12 protein-coding genes are annotated in these 18,157 nt (G+C 68.6%); 2 read left to right on the top strand and 10 right to left on the bottom strand.

Annotation, left to right across the window (positions count from 1 at the left end; genetic code table 11):
- Nucleotides 1-75: 75 nt before the first annotated feature.
- Nucleotides 76-1,263 (bottom strand): TIGR04053 family radical SAM/SPASM domain-containing protein, encoded by a 1,188-nt coding sequence (locus M3G03_RS04020; protein WP_259808289.1) that lies wholly within the window; start codon nt 1,261-1,263, stop codon nt 76-78.
- Entirely contained in the window at nt 1,260-2,669 is a 1,410-nt protein-coding gene (gene hemG, locus M3G03_RS04015; protein WP_259808287.1) for a protoporphyrinogen oxidase, read from the bottom strand. Before hemG ends, M3G03_RS04020 begins: the two co-directional genes overlap by 4 nt.
- A gap of 133 nt (nt 2,670-2,802) precedes the next feature.
- Between hemG and M3G03_RS04010 the strand changes: the two genes are divergently transcribed.
- The gene (locus M3G03_RS04010; protein ID WP_259808285.1) at nt 2,803-4,575 is read left to right on the top strand and encodes a S8 family serine peptidase; all 1,773 of its coding nucleotides are present in this window, start codon (nt 2,803-2,805) and stop codon (nt 4,573-4,575) included.
- Nucleotides 4,576-4,620: 45 nt separating this feature from the next.
- On the opposite strand, the gene purL is transcribed toward M3G03_RS04010, so the two are convergent.
- The 8 genes from purL to M3G03_RS03970 form a co-directional block, all read right to left on the bottom strand.
- Entirely contained in the window at nt 4,621-6,882 is a 2,262-nt protein-coding gene (gene purL / locus M3G03_RS04005) for a phosphoribosylformylglycinamidine synthase subunit PurL (RefSeq protein WP_259808284.1), read from the bottom strand.
- Between the two features lie 9 nt (nt 6,883-6,891).
- Nucleotides 6,892-7,410 carry a hypothetical protein gene (locus tag M3G03_RS04000; RefSeq protein ID WP_259808282.1) on the bottom strand — a complete coding sequence of 173 codons (519 nt, stop codon included), beginning with the start codon at nt 7,408-7,410 and terminating at the stop codon, nt 6,892-6,894.
- A 167-nt stretch (nt 7,411-7,577) separates the two neighbouring features.
- A complete protein-coding gene (locus M3G03_RS03995; RefSeq protein WP_259808280.1) occupies nt 7,578-9,869 on the bottom strand; it encodes a cation-translocating P-type ATPase in 2,292 nt (763 codons plus the stop codon).
- The gene (locus tag M3G03_RS03990; protein ID WP_259808279.1) at nt 9,866-11,860 is read right to left on the bottom strand and encodes a cytochrome c oxidase assembly protein; all 1,995 of its coding nucleotides are present in this window, start codon (nt 11,858-11,860) and stop codon (nt 9,866-9,868) included. Before M3G03_RS03990 ends, M3G03_RS03995 begins: the two co-directional genes overlap by 4 nt.
- 143 nt (nt 11,861-12,003) lie before the next feature.
- Nucleotides 12,004-14,583 carry an aminopeptidase N gene (gene pepN / locus M3G03_RS03985; protein WP_259808277.1) on the bottom strand — a complete coding sequence of 860 codons (2,580 nt, stop codon included), beginning with the start codon at nt 14,581-14,583 and terminating at the stop codon, nt 12,004-12,006.
- A gap of 102 nt (nt 14,584-14,685) precedes the next feature.
- Nucleotides 14,686-15,357 (bottom strand): phosphoribosylformylglycinamidine synthase subunit PurQ, encoded by a 672-nt coding sequence (gene purQ, locus M3G03_RS03980; RefSeq protein WP_259808275.1) that lies wholly within the window; start codon nt 15,355-15,357, stop codon nt 14,686-14,688.
- Nucleotides 15,354-16,535, bottom strand: coding sequence for a phosphoribosylaminoimidazolesuccinocarboxamide synthase (locus M3G03_RS03975; RefSeq protein ID WP_259808273.1), 1,182 nt, complete (start codon nt 16,533-16,535; stop codon nt 15,354-15,356). Before M3G03_RS03975 ends, purQ begins: the two co-directional genes overlap by 4 nt.
- 9 nt (nt 16,536-16,544) lie before the next feature.
- Nucleotides 16,545-17,003, bottom strand: a complete 459-nt coding sequence (locus M3G03_RS03970) for a hypothetical protein (protein WP_259808271.1) — start codon at nt 17,001-17,003, stop codon at nt 16,545-16,547.
- Nucleotides 17,004-17,058: 55 nt separating this feature from the next.
- On the opposite strand from M3G03_RS03970, the gene M3G03_RS03965 reads away from it, so the two are divergent.
- Complete coding sequence (locus M3G03_RS03965; RefSeq protein WP_259808269.1) at nt 17,059-18,087, top strand: aldo/keto reductase family protein; 1,029 nt, start codon at nt 17,059-17,061, stop codon at nt 18,085-18,087.
- Nucleotides 18,088-18,157: the final 70 nt, after the last annotated feature.

Here is an 18,157-nt window from a genome sequence, read left to right as displayed (position 1 = left end):
ACGCGCCGTAAACCCGCACTTGAACCGCCGACGTCGCTGGTCCGAGTGCGAAACCACGGCGCGCAGTAGGCCGGTTCAGGGGCGCGGACCGTTCCAGCCCTCCGGCACCCAGGGGCAGGTGGGGTCCGAGGCCAGCATGTCGCCGGTGACCGCGTACGCATGGGAGCGTGAGCCTCCGCAGAACTCGTTGAACTCGCACGCCCCGCACTTGCCGTGGAAACCATCCGGTTCACGCAGCTGCTTCATGATCGGGGACTCGCGGTAGATCTCGCGGAAGGACTGCTCCTTCACGTTCCCGCAGACGAACGGCAGGAAGCCCGAGGGGTAGACGTCGCCGACGTGGTCGATGAAAGCGAACCCGTTGCCGGAGTTCACCGCCATCGGGGCCCGGGGCATGCGCGGCTTCTCCGGGGCCTCGCCCAGCAGCCGGGTGGTCTCATCGGTGAGGTACTGCCACAGCTCGCCCCGAACAGGCAGCGGCTCGCCGGCCTGGCGCAGGGCGTCCCGCTGGAGGGCGACGCGACGGTACTGCGGCGCCTCGGTGGTCTTGATCGCGATCCGGTCGGAGATGTCGTGAAGCCAGTGCAGCACGTCCTCCTTGTCCTGCGGGCTGAGGGCCTGCAGCTGGGCGCCGCGACCGGTGGGGACGAGGAAGAACAGGTACCACATCTTGGCCGTCATCCCGATGACGTCCTTGAGGAGCAGCGGCAGCTCCCGCACATTGCCATTGGTGATGGTGGTGTTGACCTGCAGCCGGAAGCCCTCCTCGGTGATCATGTGCGCTGCCTCGACGGTCTTGTCGAAGGTGCCGTCGATGCCGCGGAAGGCGTCGTGCGTGCGCGAGACGGCGCCATCGAGAGAGACCGACATCGCCTTGCCGCCGGCCTCATGCATCTCACGGACGCGTTCGCGGGTCAGCTTCGGGGTCACCGAGGGCGACAGCGACATCGCCAGCCCCAGTTCGGTGCCGTAGCGCACCAGCTCAGCAAGATCGGCACGCTCGAAGGGGTCACCGCCGGTCAGCACCACGATCGGCTGCGGCTTGCCGAAACCGGCAATCTCGGACAGCAACGCCTTGCCCTGCTCGGTAGTGAGCTGGTCGGGGTGCGCATGGTGCTGGGCGTCGGCGCGGCAGTGCTTGCAGACCAGGGCGCAGGCGCGGGTGACCTCCCAGATCACGATGAAGGGGCGGTCCTTGGGGTCGTAGTGCCCCATCCGCACCACGGGTCCGCGGCGGGTCACGGGTTCGGTCATCGTGGTCATGGCTTCTCCTCGGGGTCATTCTGGGACGCAGGGGTGAGGCGGGTGATCAGTTCTGCGGCGCGCGCCTCGGCGGATTTCACGGTTGAGCCGATGCCCAGTCCGTCATAGGGTCCACCCGCCAGGGCGATGGGCGGCAGCTCCTCCAGCACCTTTCGGACGCTGCGCAGCCGGGCGGCGTGCCCGACCTCGAGCTGCGGCAAGGCTTCCTGCCATCTGACGACCCGGCTGCTGGTGGGGCGCTCGGGCAGGCCGGCGATGTCGTGGAGCTCCCCGGCGACGATGTCCACCAGGCGCTCATCGGTGAGGGTGGCCAGCCGCTGCTGCCCGGCGCGTCCCACCGAGACCCGCACGATATGGCGTTCGGGATCGGCGACCTGCGGCCACTTGCGCGAAAGGTTGGTGAGCGCCTTGACCAGCCGTCCCGAGGTGGAGGGCAGCAGCAGGCCGTTGGCCTCGTCGAGCAGCTGGTTGGGCTGGGACCTGTCGTAGGTCAGCACGAGGGTGGCCACCGAGGCGGTGGCGGTCTGTGCGAGCTCTCGGGAGGCGTTCGGGGCGACCGGCTCGAGGAGCTTCGCGGCGGCACCGGCAGGGCAGGCCAGGACGAGGGCATCCGCCTGTTCGGGGCCCTGCGCAGTCTGGACGACCCAGCGCCCATCAGTGGCCTCGACCGCGGTGACCGGGGAGTTGAGCCGGACGTCGAGGCCCTCGGCGACCGCGTCCACGAACTCATGCAGGCCGGTGGGCAGCGAGCTGAACAAGTTCGGTCCGGGGGTTTTCGGCGGCCTGCGGAACAGCGTCGCACGGGTGGGGCGCGTGGGCTTGGGCAGCAGCGAGGTCCCTTCGGTGGCCCTGCCGATCAGTTGCGGGGCAGTGGAGTGCAGCGACAGTTTGTCGACATCACCGGAGTGCAGGTTGCCCAGCAACGGGTCGACGAAGAGGTCAACAACCTCGTTGCCAAAGCGTCCCCGGATGAAGCTGCCGACCGACTGGTCCTCCGGGCTCTTGCGAAGACGTGCCAGCAGCGGCTCCAGCCCGGCGCGGGCCATGCCCGGCAGCGTCATGATGCCCGAGCGCACCACGGGCCAGATCTTCGTCGGTCCGGTGGGTCCGACGCCGGCCGGCAGGGGGCGCAGACCCTGGTGGGTGAGCAGCAGGGAGCCGCCGTCATTGGCGGGCACGATCCGGTCGCTGAGACCCAACTCGGCAACGAGCTTCTTCACCGCCGGTGCGCCCAGGTGCATCGCTTCGGCGCCGACATCCACCGGGTGGCCCTCGAACTCGATGGTGTGAATTTGGCCACCGATGCGGTCGCTGGCTTCGTGGACGACCACCTCGAAGCCCGCCTGCTGAAGCCTGCGCGCGACGAGCAGGCCGGTGATTCCCGCGCCAACAATGACTGCGCGCACGCCCTGTACCCCTTTCGGCTACGACCGTTCGTAGTATTCCTCTCAGTGAGGGTAACTGGCGGGCTGGGACAGGATGCGGGCGGGATGGGTTTATGGCCTCTCCACGCTTAGGATGGCCGCGATTGGAGGAGCCATGTTCCTGCCCTGGTGGTACAACGCAAAGCTGGTCATCCTCAGCATCCTCCACGCCGTCCTGATCGCCGCCGGCAGCGTGGGCTGGGGGCTCCCGGTCCCGGCGCAGGGCGCGTTGCCGACGACGGTTCCCGCCCCGCAGCCGAGCCCTTCGGGCACGCCCTCCTCCAGCCCCACCCGCTCCAACAGTTCCTCGGGCTCCCCCAGCTCCCCCGACTCTCCCGCCCCTTCCGCCAACCCGAGTACGACGCGCCTGCCGACCGGACCCGTCAACCGGCCGTGGGTGCAGCCAAGCCCACGCCCCGCCTCCCCGGACAAGCCCGCCCGGCAACGCCCTGAGCCGACCCACCGCCGCGGTGAGGTGATCGTCACCCTCAGCCAGATGGACGCCTCCCAGCGCGACGCCACCCTGCTCGCTGCAGCCACCCGGGTGGGCGCCACCCGCCCGCAGATCGTGCGGACGCTCGCGACCGGCGCCCTACTGGTCGCCGTCGAGGGAGACGCAGTGGACTATCGCGATGCGCTGCGGCAGCGTCCCGAGGTGGTCAGCGCCTCACTCAATGCCCGCCTGACCAGGTCGGCGGCAGCCCCGAACGACCCCCGCTGGAGCGACCAGTGGAACCTGTGGGATGCACCGGGCGGTCTGCGCGTCCAGTCCGTGTGGGACCGCACCACCGCACAGGGCGCCCGTGTGGCGGTGCTCGACTCAGGACGCAGCCCGAACACGGATCTCAACGGCGCCTGGCTGGGCGGCTGGGACTTCGTCTCCCATACCTATGACGCCGGCGATGGGAACGGCCGGGACTCCGACCCGTCCGAACCGACCGCCGCCTGCGAGGGCGTCCCGCCGGAGTGGCACGGCACCCACGTGGCCGGCATCATCGCCGCCCGCCGGAACAATGCGGTGGGCATCGCCGGCATCGCACCGGGGGCGAATGTGGTGCCGATCCGAGTGCTGGGAAGCTGCGGTGGTGACATGGCCGATGTGATCGACGCGGTCGTCTGGGCCGCTGGTGGTCGCGTGCCGACGATGGCGATGAACCCCTATCCCGCGCGGATCCTGAACCTGTCGATGCAGGGGGAGATGAGGTGCGAGAGTGACCTGCAGCGAGCCTTCACCATGGTGCAACGGCTGGGCGCCATTGTGGTGACCGCCGCCGGCAATGATGGCAAGGACGCTTCCCGGATCACCCCCGGCAACTGCTCCGGCGTGGTCAATGTTGGTGCGACCACCCGCCAGTCGACCCGTGCCCCCTACTCGAACTTCGGGCATGCCGTCACACTGTCAGCACCCGGCGGCTCCGGTTTCGACACCATCGTGAGCACGGTGCGCAATGGGTGGGCCGGGCAGCAGGGCACGTCGATGGCGGCCCCACATGTCTCCGGTCTGTTGGCGCTGGTTTGGTCGCTGAACCCCACCCTGGGCCGGGAGGACATGCTGGCGATCCTGCGCAAGAGCGTCACCCCCGTGAAGGCGGGCTGCAATTGTGGGCTTGGCGTGGTGGACGCCTCGGCCGCCGCGGCGATGGTTCCCACCGCGTCCTCAGCCTCCGTGGCGACCGACGCGGACGGAGTGCGAACCCTGACGCTCAGCGGCTCCGGGATGACCAAGGTACAGAAGGTGGGCGTCGGGCAGGTGATGCTCCCCGCGAAGGCCGTGGATGACAGGACCGTCCGCGTGACCCTGCCGGCGTCCGTGGAGCCCGGCGACCACCCGGTCTGGGCCACGACGGCTCTGGGGCGCTCCCGCTCGGTGACCCTCACCCTGGGCTGAGCTCCCCGCTGCCCCCCAGCCCCGGCCAGTGAAGGCGGGCGGGGCTCAGGCCAGGGCGTTCGGCAGGGTGGCGCTCCAGGCCTCACGGACCTCGGGCAGGTCCAGGGTGAACAGACCCTGGATTTCCAGCTTGTCCTCACCGGTGACCTCTCCGATGCGCTCCATCGGGACGCCGTGCTCGGCGCACAGTTCCTCGAAACGCTTCAGGGACGCGCCCGGCAGCGTGACCAGGGCCCTCGCGACGGACTCGCCGAAGAGCATGCTGGTGGCGTCCAGACCGGTGTCGGGCAGGGTGAGGGCGACGCCCTTGTCGTGGCGCAGGCAGCTCTCGGCCAGGCCCACGATGAGGCCGCCGTCGGCGAGGTCGTGGGCCGAGCTGACCAGACCCTCCTGGGAGGCCGCGATCATGACTTTGGCCAGCGCCTTCTCCGCGTCGAAGTCGACCTGGGGGGGCATGCCGCCGAGGTGACCATCGTGGATGACGTCGGCCCAGACCGAGCCGGACAGTTCGTCCCTGCTCGTACCCAGCAGGACCAGGGCGTCCCCCTCGTGCTTGAAGCCCATGGGGAGGCGCTTGGTGACGTCGTCGATGACACCGAGCATGCCCACGGTCGGGGTGGGGAGGATCGGGGTGGTTCCGGTCTGGTTGTAGAAGCTCACGTTGCCGCCGGTGACCGGGGTGCCGAAGGCCCGGCAGCCCTCGACCAGGCCCATGATCGCCTCGACGAACTGCCACATCACCTCGGGGTCCTCCGGGGAACCGAAGTTGAGGCAGTCGGTGACCGCGACCGGTTCCGCGCCACCCACGGCGACATTGCGGTAGGACTCGGAGAGCGCGAGCTGGGCGCCGAGGTAGGGGTTCAACTGGCAGAAGCGTCCGTTGGCGTCGATCGCCAGCGAGATTCCCAGGTTGGTCTCTTCGTCGATGCGCAGCATGCCGGAGTCCTCCGGCTGGGCGAGGACCGAGTTGCCGCGCACGTAACGGTCATACTGGTCGGTGATCCAGGACTTGTCGGCGCTGTGGCTCGAGGAGATCACGCGTACGGCCTGCTGCGCGAGCTCGGCCGGGTCGGTGGCGCGCGGCAGGTCCTCGGCACGGTGGGCGTTGAGCTCGTCGATCCAGGTCGGCCGCTGGTGGGGACGCTCGTAGACCGGGCCGTCGTGGGCCACGGTCTTCGGGTCCACGTCGACGATGGTCTCGCCATGCCATTCGATGATGAGGCGATCGCCCTCGGTGACCTCGCCGACCACGGTGGCCAGGACGTCCCATTTTGCGCAGATCTCCAGGAATCGCTCGACGTTCTGCGGTTCGACGACCGCCATCATGCGCTCCTGGGATTCACTCATGAGGATTTCCTCGGGCGCCAGGCTCGGGTCACGCAGCGGGACCACGTCCAGGGTGACGTGCATGCCACCGTCCCCGGCGCTGGCCAGCTCGGAGGTCGCACACGAGATGCCGGCGGCACCGAAGTCCTGGATGCCGGTGACCAGGTTCTCGGCGAAGAGTTCCAGGGTGCACTCGATCAGCAGCTTCTCCATGAAGGGGTCGCCGACCTGCACGCTGGGACGCTTGCTGGGCTTGGTGTCGTCGAAGGTCTCCGAGGCCAGGATCGAGGCACCGCCGATGCCGTCGCCGCCGGTGGCAGCGCCGTACATGATCACCTTGTTGCCGACACCCGAGGCGTGGGCGCGGTGCAGGTCCTCATGCTTCAGCAGGCCCACGCACAGGGCGTTGACCAGAGGGTTGCCGTAGTAGGACTTGTCGAAGCAGACCTCGCCACCGATGTTGGGCAGGCCCAGGCAGTTGCCGTAGCCGCCGACGCCGGCGACGACACCGGGCAGCACGCGCGCGGTGTCGGGGGCGTCCAGGGGGCCGAAGCGCAGGGAGTCCATCACGCCGATCGGGCGGGCACCCATGGCCAGGATGTCGCGGACGATGCCACCGACGCCGGTGGCGGCACCCTGGTAGGGCTCCACGTAGGAGGGGTGGTTGTGGGACTCGGCCTTGAAGGTGACCGCATAGCCCTGGCCGATGTCGACCACGCCAGCGTTCTCACCGATACCGGCCAGCAGCGGGCCGCGGGGGGTGGTCTGCTCGAGCACGCCGAACCGCTTGAGGTGCACCTTGGAGCTCTTGTAGGAGCAGTGCTCAGACCACATCACCGAGTACATGGCGAGCTCGGCGCCGGTGGGGCGGCGTCCCAGGATCTCGCGGATGCGCTGGTACTCCTCAGCCTTCAGCCCGAGCTCAGCCCAGGGCTGCTCGACATCAGGGGTGTTGCGTGCGTTCTCAACGGTATCGGCCACGGGAACAATCTAGCCCACCCCCCACGGGGGCACGGGCACCCGCCGGGGCGACGCCTCAGAGGTACTCGAGGTTGGTCTCGGTCTCCGGGCGAAGAAGTAGGACTCCCCGAACCGCGGTCGGGCCTGGATGATCTGGTCCACAACCACCGGGTGGCGCTTGTCGGCGCGGACGACCACCCGGCCACCGCGGATGGTCACGGTGCTGTCCTCGGTCATCATGGCCTCGCGGTAGAGGAAGGCCTCCGACCCGAGGTGCTCGATCATGATGACCTTGAGAGGAACGGCGTCATCACGATGTGCCTCCCCCTCACCGACGATCTCCCAGGCTTCGGGGCGGACGCCGACGATGACCGAACCCTGGGCCCTGCTCGCCTGCTCGCGGGGGATGCCGAGGTCCACGGTGTGCTCGCGGCCCATCTCGGCGCGGCCCTCCTGCACCCGGACGCCCTCCATCAGCGTGATGGGAGGGGACCCGATGAGGCTGGCCACGAAGGTGTTGCCGGGGTGGTCGTGGGGTAACCGCAGCACAACGCCGGGTGCACGTCAGGCAACAGCAAGATGACGTGTGTGAATCGATGATCTGTCAACGACCAAGCCCGTGAACGATCGTGCACACCGAGGCGTCGGCGAAGCCCTCGCAGCAGTTTGCGATCGCAAGAGGGACCTGTGGCTCAGCCTGAGAGGGTCGACGGGGCTCAGCGGTGCGGGGCGGCTGTGGACTGGAAGGAGCGCAGCCGCAGGCTGTTGCTGACCACGAAGACACTCGACAGGCTCATCGCCAGGCCGGCGATGAGCGGGTTCAGGAAGCCGAGGGCAGCGAGCGGGATGGCGGCCACGTTGTAGCCGAAGGCCCACAGCAGGTTGCCGCGGATCGTGCGCAGGGTGCGTCGGGCCAGCAGCAGAGCGTCCGGGATCACGGAGAGGTGCTGGCGCACCAGGATGATGTCGGCGCTCTTCATCGCGATGTCGGTGCCGCTCACCAGGGCCAGGCCGAGGTCGGCGGTGGCCAGGGCGGACGCATCGTTGATGCCATCGCCCACCATCGCCACGCGGCGACGGCCCCGGCGCGGCCCGGGCTGGGCCTGGATCGCCTGGATGGTCTCGGCCTTCTGGCTGGGCATCACCCCGGCAATCACCTCGTCGATGCCGAGCTGGGACGCCACCTGGCGGGCTGCGGCCTCGGTGTCACCACTGAGCAGCACGGTGCGCAGGCCCATCTTATTGACCGCGGCGACGGCCTCGGCGGCCGAGTCCCGCAGGGTGTCGGCGACCACGAGGGCCCCGGCCAGCTCCTGGTCGAGGGCCACCAGCAGCACGGTGTGACCGCGGGCCGCCTCGGCCTCGAGCAGCTCCCGGGCGGGGGCGAGGTCGACGGCCTCACCCTCGAGCAGGTGAGCGGCATTGCCGATCCGGACGCGGCGGCTCTCCCAGGTGGCGGTCACTCCCCTGCCCGGTTGTGCGGTGAAGTCCTCCACGGCGGGCAACGTGCCGCCTTGGGGCGCGGCGGCCGCGACCGCACGACCCAGCGGGTGCTCCGAATGCTGTTCGACGGCGGCGGCCAGGGTGAGCAGCTCGTCGGCATCCAGGCCGCCGAAGGGCTCGACGCGTTCGAGGGTCATGGTGCCGGTGGTCAGGGTGCCGGTCTTGTCGAAGACGACGGTGTCAATCTCGCCGGAGGCCTCGAGGGCGTCCTGCCCCTTGATCAGGATGCCGAGCTGTCCACCGCGTCCCACGCCCACCATCAGGGCGGTCGGGGTGGCCAGGCCCAGGGCACAGGGGCAGGCGATGATGAGCACCGAAATGGCGGCGGAGAAGGCATGGCGCGTCCCCGAGCCGGCGGCCAACCAGACGAGCAGGGTCAGCAGGGAGAGCCCGAGCACCACAGGGACGAAGACCGAGACGACCTTGTCGACCAGGGTCTGCACGCGCGCCTTGCGGGCCTGGGCCTGTTCGGCGAGGGTGGCCATCTGCGCGAGCTGGGTGTGGGCGCCGACCCGAGTGGCGGAGAGCACCAGGCGTCCGGTGAGGTTGATGGTGCCGCCCAACACCTCGGCACCGACTTCCACGTCGCGGGGCACGGGCTCGCCGGTCATCATCGAGGTGTCGATCGCCGAGGTGCCCTCCTCGACGCGGGCATCGGCGGCGATCCGCTCCCCCGGGCGCACCACGAAGCGATCACCGCGTCGCAGCTGGTGGATGTCGATGATCTGCTCGGTGCCCTCGGCGGTCAGCACGCGCACCGAGGTGGGGGCCAGGGCATTCAGGGCACCGAGGACGCCCTGGGCTGAGCGCCGGGCGCGGGCCTCGAAATAGCGTCCGGTGAGCAGGAAGGTGGTGACGCCGGCGGCCACCTCCAGGTAGATCGCATCGGCGCCCGAGGGCGTGATGCCATAGCCCAACCAATAGCCCTCGTCATCGGGTGACCCGAGCACGATGCTGACCACCGACCAGCTGAAGGCCGCCAGCACACCCAGTGAGACCAGGGTGTCCATCGAGAAGGAGCGCTGGCGCAGGTTGCGCCAGGTGGCCCGGTGGAAGGGCCAGGCGCACCAGAACACGACCGGAATCGCGATCAGGACACAGAGCCATTCCCACATCGGGAAGCGCACGCTCGGTACCAGGGCCAGCACGATGGCCAGGTTGCCCAGCGGGAGGGTGAGCAGGGCCGCCACGGCCAGGCGTCGACGCAGCGAGGCGATGCGGTCGGCGGCGGCCGTCTCGTGGAAATCGGAGTCCTCGGCGACCTCAGCGGCCTCGTACCCCGCCTTCTCGACGGTGGCGATGGCCTGGGCGGCATCCACCGGACCGGTGACCACAGCCCGCTCGGTGGCGTAGTTCACCGTCGCGTTGACGCCCTCGAGCTTGTTCAGCTTCTTCTCGATGCGCGCGGCGCAGGCGGCACAGGTCATGCCGCTGATGTCGAGTTCGATGATCTCCCGGGGGTCCGGGGTCCCCTGGGCTGTCGGTGCGTCGGCTACTTGGGTCACTTGGCGTCCAGCTTGTCCCGCTCGGCCAGTCGGGCCAGCATCTCGTTGTAGGAGTCGAAGGAGTCATCCAGTCCGGTGTCCTGGGCGCGGTCGAAGCGGGAGGCCTCGCGGCGCTCCTGGCGCTGCCACTGCACCAGCAGGAACAGGATGACGATGACCATCGGGATCTCACCGCTGGCCCAGGTGATCGACCCGCCGGTGTGCTGGTCGGCCATCAGGTCCTTGACCCACGGCACGTCGAGGGCCCGGTAGAAGTCCCCACCGAACAGGCGCGGGGAGCTCATCATCGTCACCGCGAAGAAGGCGTGGAAGGGCATCGCTGCGAACAGGAAGCCGATCTTGCCCACATGCGGCAGCGGACGGGGCGGACGGTCCTCACCGATCACCAGGCCGTAGAAGAGCATGCCGGTGATCAGGAAGTGCACCGTCATCAACTGGTGGCCCCAGTGGTAGCGCATCAGGGTGCCGAACAGCTCGGTGAAGTAGAGGATGTAGAAGGAGCTGACGAAGTAGAACCAGACCGCCAGCGGGTGCAGCAGGTACTCCAGGGGCTTCCAGGCCAGCAGCTCCTGCAGCAGCTCACGGGTGCCGCGGGTGCCGCGGTGGTCGCCATCGGGCAGCACCCGCAGGGCCAGGGTGATCGGGGCCCCCATCACGATCAGCACCGGCGCCATCATGTTGGCGGTCATGTGGGTGATCATGTGCAGGCTGAAGGACGCGCCACCATAACTCCACAGCCCGGTGGCGGTGATGGCAAGCATGACCATCCAGCCGACGATCCACCAGACCAGGCGGGTGACCGGCCAGCGGTCACCGCGGCGGCGCAGGATCACGAACCCGAGCACATAGGCACCGATGGCAAAGAGCGCGATGGTGACGAGCAGGACGTTGGGGCGTCCGGGGCCGATCAGCGTCCAGAAGGTGGGGGGCGTGTTGATGGTGTAGCCGAGGTAGTTGGTCTGCGTGTCCTGGGGGATGCTGTAGCGCGGCGGGGTGAGCGCCTCACTGGCCACCCACAGGCCGACCTGGACGAGGCCCAGGAAGATGTCGACCGGCAGGGTCTGACGGGTCAGGGCATCGTTGCGGGTGACCAGTCGGGCCACGCTGAGCACCGCGAGGAAACCGGAGGTCACCACCAGCAGCAGACGGGCAAGGCCGAAACTGCCCTCCCCCACCGGGAAACCGGCCATCGCCTGCCAGCTCACCACGGCGGCACCGGCGAAGACCATGAGCGAGGCCGGGGTCGAGATGCGTCGGTAGCGACGCAGCGCCTCGGCCTCGGCGGGACGCTGGTCCTCGGCCTCGTGTCGGGTCAGCGCCGTGGCAATCGCCAGCGGCCACCAGGCACTCGCGGCGAGCGTGAGCAGGATCATCGCATCGGTGGCGAAGTCATGATCGGCACCGACCGAGACGAACCCGACCACCACCGGAGGCAGCAGCGCCAGCAGGGACAGGTAGCCGGCGGCAGCCACGCCGCCCAGGGAGCGGGAGAAACCGAGGATCACCGAGACCAGGAAGACCAGGATCGCCGCCAGCACCCACAGCTGGGCGGTCTGCGAGGCGCTGATGTGGGTACCCAGGTCGGCCGCCACATAGCCGAGGGGCAGGCGGGCATCGGCCGCCGTGACCGTGAAGACACCCACGATCGAGGCCACGAACCACAGCAGGCTGGTGAACCGCGCCGTGCGGGTCAGCCAGTGGGCCCGCTCGTCCTGCTCATGGCGATGCGCGCGGGCGGCTGCCGAGTGGGCATCGACCGAGCTGTGGCGCCCGAAGGCTGCCATCGCCAAGAGAGTCAGGGTGCCCAGACCGGCAGCCCAGGTCGCCAGACGTGTCATGCCGGCGGCCAGGTTGGTGCCGGGGTCGGTCTCACTGCGTCCGGGCAGCGGCGCGAGAGACGCGTCGGCCTGGACTGCCCAGACCACGGCCGCCAGGGCCAGGACGAACCCGCTGGCGAGGGCCGCCACGGTGGCCTTGCCGATGCCTCTCATCGCACTCCCTTTCTGGAATTGACTGCGCTTTCTGGAATTGACTGCGCGCTTTCTGGAATTGACTGCGCGCTTTCTGGAATTGACTGCGCCTTCTGGAGTTGACTGCGCTCGCTGGAGTTTCACTTCAGGAGTCACACTCGCTGTCACGAGTTGAATGCGCGAACCCGCAGGGCACGCTCCGCGCGGTCGACGTTTTCCAGCACAAGCCTACGCAGCGCTCCAGGAGCATCCCCATGGGCCCGCAGCCAGACCTGCGCCCGCGCCACCAGTTCCGTGCCGGCTTCGGGGAAGAGCCCGTTGACCAGCCGCTGGGCCATCTCGATCGAGTGCTCGCGCCAGAGGTCACCCAGACGGTCCAGATGGGTGGCGTCCCATTCGGCCAGGAGGTCGCGCGACAGCGGCTGCTGCAGGCCGACCAGGGCGGCATCGATCTGGGCGTTGGACCAGGCACCGGGCGTCAGGGCCGCCTCGATGACCTGACGCTTGGCGTCGGCATCGGGCAGCGAGGCCTTGGCGGAGAGGTGCTCGAGGCGTCCGTCCATGGTGTCGTCGCCGGCGAGTGCCTCGTCGAGCCCGGCCAGGTCGAGCTCACCGAGCGCGGCGAGCGCACGGGTCAGCGCCCAGCGCAGGTCGGGGCCGAGTTCCAGCCCCTCGGGCTGGGCTTGCAGCAGCTCACGGACGCGATCAGCGGAGGTCGGGGTGACGGCGGCCTGGTCGGCCAGCGCCCGCGCGATGATCAGCTGGGCGTCAGAACCGCCCTCGGCATCACCCAGCATGCGGTCCAGCGCCTCGAAGTGGGCCTGTCGTGCTGCGGGCTGCGCCTCGGCGGGCAGCCAGGTCTCGATCGCACCGTGGGCATTGCTCAGCAGGTTGGTCAGGGTGGACGCCGCGCTCTCAGCGGGGCCGTGCTCCTCGACGGCGCGCACGTAGTCGGCCACGGGCAGCTTGGCGTCGCGGACCATCATCCACAGCTGGCTCCAGAGCAGGGCGCGGGCCAGCGGATCCTCCAGGGTGGCGAGGTGTCCCAGGGCGGTGCGGGTCGACTGCTCGTCGAGCACGACCTTGGCGTAGGTCCAGTCCTCATCGTTGACGAGCACCAGGGCCGGGGCCGGACGCCCGACCAGGTCGAGCGCGCAGCCCTGCCCTGCCAGTTCGACGACCTGCTGGTCTCGCCGAACCAGCTTGTCCCCGTCCAGTTCGTAGAGGCCCACGGCCAGGGTGTGGGGGCGCCCGACCTGCTCACCGGTCAGCGCGTCAGTCGACTGCTGCTCGATGCGGGCGCTGGTGACCAGGCCCTCGGAGTCGGTCTCGACGACGGTGGTGAGGGTGTCGGGGCCCGCGGTTTCGAGCCAAGCATGCGACCAGCTCGACAGGTCGCGTCCGGATGCGCTTTCGAGGGCACTGACCAGGTCGGCGAACTGGGTGGAGCCCCAGGCGTGGTCCTGGAAGTACTGGCGGGCGCCGGCGAAGAAGGACTCGACGCCGACATGGTGCACCAGCTGCTTGAGCACCGAGGCGCCCTTGGCGTAGGTGATGCCGTCGAAGTTCTGCTTGGCGGCCTCGACATCGGGAATGTCCGCAGCAATTGGGTGGGTGGTGGGCAGTTCGTCCTGGGCATAGGCCCAGGCCTTGCGGCGTCCGGCGAAACCGACCCAGGCCTCGGGGAAGCCGGCGGCGGTGGCGTTGACATGGCTGCCCATGAACTCGGCGAAGGACTCCTTGAGCCACAGTTCGTCCCACCAGCGCGGGGTGACCAGGTCACCGAACCACATGTGGCTCATCTCGTGCTGGATGGTGTTCGAACGCCCGGCGTACTGCGCGCGGGTGGCCGCCGAGCGGAACAGGTAGGACTCGGTGAAGGTGACACAGCCCGGGTTCTCCATCGCGCCCAGGTTGTACTCAGGCACGAAGACCTGGTCGTACTTGCCCCAGGGGTAGGGGAAGCCGAAGTTCTCGTGGAACCAGGTCAGGCCGGCCTTGGTGACGCGGAAGAGTTCCTCAGTGTCCATCGTGGCGGCGCGCGAGGCACGGCAGGCCAGGCCCAGCGGGACGGTCAGCGAGCCATCCGGGCTGGTCCAGGAGTCCTCGACGCGATGGTAGGGCCCGGCGATGATGGCGGTGATGTAGGTCGACAGCTTCGGCGTCGGGGCAAAGTCATGCCGCACGGCGGGCACGGACGCCGGCTGCTCCTCGCCGGCCGGGATCTGCTCGCTGCCCACCTCGGGCTGGTTCGAGAGCACCATCCACCCCTCGGGGGCGGTGATGTGGAAGGTGTGGTGGGCCTTCAGGTCGGGCTGGTCGAACTGCGGGTACACACGGCGCGAGTCGGTGGGCTCGTACTGGGTGTAGCAGAAGGTCTGCCCATCGGCAGGGTCGGTGAACCGGTGCATGCCCTGACCCGAGCGCGAGTAGCGGGCGCGTCCGGAAATGGTGACCTCATTGGTTGAACCGTCGGTGGCCAGCTCGTGCACCTGCACGGTGCCGCCGTCGTAGACCACGGGCACCGAGCGGCCGTTGACCAGCACCTCGGCGACCTCACCGTCGAGGAAGTCGACGCCGACCTGGTCGACAGTGCTGGTGAACCGCAGGGTGGATCGGGTGTCGAACAGCATCCGCTCGGGGTCCTGGGCACCACTGATGTCGACCCACACCTCAATGGTGTCCAGCCCGATGGACTGGCTGCGGGCGCGGGCGGTGTCACGAGTCAGGTTCGAGTAGCTCACCCAATGACGTTACCGCGAAGCACCGACAGAACCGACCCACGACCGGGGTGGGTCGGTGTGGGGACTCTCTCAGCGCCTGCGCCCACCGCGTCCAGAAAGGGATCAGACCGCGGCGAGGAAGCGCTGCACCGAGCTGAAGAAGGGGCGACCGTCCAGGCTCGGGCTGGTCAACTCTTCCATGTTGTGCTCGGGGTGCGGCATCAGGCCGACCACGTTGCCGCGCTCATTGGTGACCCCGGCGATGTCGTTCGACGAGCCATTGGGGTTGTCGAGGTAGCGGAAGACGACCTGGTTGTTGTCCTCCAGCATCTTCAGCGTCTCGGGGTCGGCGACGTAGTTGCCCTCGCCGTTCTTGAGCACGATGGTGATCTCCTGGCCCTGCTCGAAATCGCAGGTCCAGGTGGTGTCGATGCTCTCCACGCGCAGGCGCTGGTCGCGGCAGATGAAGTGGCGCGACTCATTGCGGATCATTGCCCCGGGCAGCAGGTGCGACTCGCACAGGATCTGGAAGCCATTGCAGATGCCGAGCACCGGCATGCCGGCGTTGGCCGCGTCGATGACCGAGTCCATCACCGGGCTGAAGCGGGCGATGGCCCCGCAACGCAGGTAGTCGCCGTAGGAGAATCCACCGGGCAGCACGACCGCGTCGATGTTCCTCAGGTCATCGGAGGCATGCCACAGCGGGACGGCCTCGGCACCGGCGAGCCTCACCGCACGCAGGGCGTCATGGTCGTCCAGGGAACCGGGGAAGGTGACGACGCCGATGCGGGTCACTGCTCGTCCTTGCCGGGGACGGAGACGGTGAACTGCTCGATCACGGTGTTGGCCAGCAGCTTCTCGGCGGCCTCGGCAATCTGGGCAAGCTTCTCGTCGGTGATCTCACCGTCGACGGTGATCTCGAAACGCTTGCCCTGCCGTACGGTCAGCCCCTCGTACCCCAGTCGAGTGAGGGCCCCGGTGACGGCCTTGCCCTGCGGGTCGAGGATCTCCGGCTTGGGCATGACATCAACAACAACGGTGGCCATGTGCTTGATCCTATCCTCGGTCACCGGATTCTCCTGCACAGGCTCGAACGGGCGTCCGACAAGCCGTTCAAAAGCTTCCAGGTAGCGCTGGCGGGTGGTGGCCACGACATGCTCAGGAATAGCCGGAGGGTCCTGGTCACCGTCCTTGTCCCATCCGGAATCCAGGGACAGCCAGTTGCGCAGGTACTGCTTGTCGAACGAATCGAGTCGGGTACCCGGCTGCCAGCTCTCGGCGTCCCAGAAGCGGGAGGAGTCAGGGGTGAGGACCTCATCGGCCAGCACCAGCGTGCCGTCCTGGCGGCGTCCGAATTCGACCTTGGTGTCGGCCAGGATGATGCCTCGCTCGCGGGCGACCTGTTCGGCGCGACGGTAGATGGCCAGGGTGAGGTCACGCAGCTGCGCCCCCAGCTCGGGGCCGGTGGTCTGGAGCATCTGCTCGTAGCTGATGTTCTCGTCGTGCTCCCCCATCGGCGCCTTGGTGGCGGGGGTGAAGATCGGCTCCGGCAGCCGGTCGCCGTCCCTGAGCCCTTCAGGCAGGGGGACGCCGCAGACCGTGCCGGTGCGCTGGTACTCCGCCCAGCCCGAGCCGGTCAGGTAGCCACGGACGACGCACTCGACCGGCACCATGTCGAGCTTCTCCACCATCACGGCGCGACCCTCCATCGAGCTGGGGACACCCTCGGGCAGGTTTGTGGTGATGACGTGGTTCTCGACGACACCGTCGAGCTGGTCGAACCACCACTGCGACATCTGGGTCAGGACAGCGCCCTTGTCCGGGATTCCGGGCGTCAGGACGTGGTCGTAGGCCGAGATGTTGTCGGTGGCGACCATGAGCATGCGCTCGGTGCCGGTGGCCGGATCGGGGGTGAGGGCATAGAGCTCTCGCACCTTGCCGGCGTGGATCAGCGGGAGGTCAAGAAGTGGCACGAAACAAGACTACTCGGCACCATCCTCGGCACCGTGGCGTCCCGAAGCGGTCAGGGCCAATGAGGTGCCGAGCGCACAGGCTCCCACGCCGCCGACCAGGACCAGCACGGCTCCCAGGTCCACGACCACCCTGCTGTTCGGGACCTCGCTGGCCAGCAGCTCCACCATCGTGCCGACCAGTTGCCCCAACACGAGCACGCCCGCCAGTGCGGCGAGGGCGGCGACCACCCGCTGCAGCCGCGTCCCGGTGTCTCGCAGGATCACCGCGGCGCCGAGCGTGACAAGCGCGCTGAGGAAGGCGGTCACACCGCCGCCCCAGTCCATCCCCCAGAGCAGTGACGGCCTCCCCCATCGCTTCTCCGCAGCCCACGGCAGGAAGGAACCGATCAGGGCAAGGAGTCCTGAGGCACCCAGCAACCACGCCCCAACCCGGTGACTGCGGGCAGTCCATGATCGCGGGTTGGGCACGGCCCAACTCTACGTTCGGCCCCGAATGCCAGAGCAGACGTGTAGACAGTGAGGCATGGAATACCGCTTTCTCGGGGCTTCAGGCCTCCAGGTCACTGACATCACCTACGGCAACTGGCTGACCCACGGCTCCCAGGTCGAGAACGAGACCGCGATCGCCTGCGTGCACGCGGCCCTCGATGCCGGGATCACCAGCTTCGACACCGCCGACGTCTACGCCAACACCGCCGCCGAAACCGTCCTCGGCGAAGCACTGAAGGGTCAGCGGCGGGAATCGCTGGAGATTTTCACCAAGGTCTTCGGCCAGATCGGACCCAAGGGCCCCAACGACCAGGGATTGTCACGCAAGCACATCATGGAGGGGATCAACGGCTCCCTGACCCGGCTGCAGACCGACTATGTCGACCTCTGCCAGGCCCACCGCTACGACCACTCCGTCCCCCTCGAGGAGACCATGCAGGCCTTCGCCGACGTGGTCCGCCAGGGCAAGGCGCTCTACATCGGCGTCTCGGAGTGGACCGCCGACCAGCTGCGGGCCGGCCAGGAGCTGGCCGCCGAGCTCGGTTTCCGGCTGGTCTCCAACCAGCCCGAGTACAACATGATCCATCGCGTGATCGAGACCGAAGTGTGTCCGGCCTCACGCGAGTTGGGCATCGGGCAGGTCGTCTGGTCCCCCATCGCCCAGGGCGTCCTCACCGGCAAGTACAAGCCTGGTGAGCCGTTGCCCGAGGGCTCCCGCGCCACCGACGAGAAGGGCGGGAACAGGATGGTCGACACCTGGCTGTCCAAGGAGGGCCTGCTCGAAGCGGTCCAGAACCTCACGCCGATCGCCGACCAGATGGACCTCACCATGGCCCAGCTCGCCATCGCCTGGGTTCTGCAGAACAAGAACGTTTCCAGTGCGATCGTCGGCGCGAGCCGCCCCGAGCAGATCACCTCGAACGCCAAGGCCTCGGGGGTGGAGATCCCGGAGGAGCTCATGGTGCGCATCGACGAGGTCCTGAACGGCCACATCGTCACCGACGCCTCCCAGACCGCGCCGCGCTCCCCCGAGTCGCGTCGTCGCTGGCCGGCGGACGCCTGAGCCGCCTCGCAGGGGTTCACTCGTCGACGACTCTGCAGTGGGGTGGAGGCCGCTGAGCCTCCAGCCGTGC

It is taken from the genome of Aestuariimicrobium sp. p3-SID1156 (genome assembly GCF_025144225.1).
In the GTDB taxonomy this organism is placed as follows: domain Bacteria; phylum Actinomycetota; class Actinomycetes; order Propionibacteriales; family Propionibacteriaceae; genus Aestuariimicrobium.
This window is presented reverse-complemented; position numbering and strand designations above follow the sequence as displayed.

Excerpts from the sequence above, each read along its gene's own strand:
- M3G03_RS04020 (WP_259808289.1), bottom strand. The coding sequence starts at position 1,263 with ATGACCACGATGACCGAACCCGTGACCCGCCGCGGACCCGTGGTGCGG.
- M3G03_RS04010 (WP_259808285.1), top strand. The coding sequence starts at position 2,803 with ATGTTCCTGCCCTGGTGGTACAACGCAAAGCTGGTCATCCTCAGCATC.
- M3G03_RS03990 (WP_259808279.1), bottom strand. The coding sequence starts at position 11,860 with ATGAGAGGCATCGGCAAGGCCACCGTGGCGGCCCTCGCCAGCGGGTTC.
- M3G03_RS03965 (WP_259808269.1), top strand. The coding sequence starts at position 17,059 with ATGGAATACCGCTTTCTCGGGGCTTCAGGCCTCCAGGTCACTGACATC.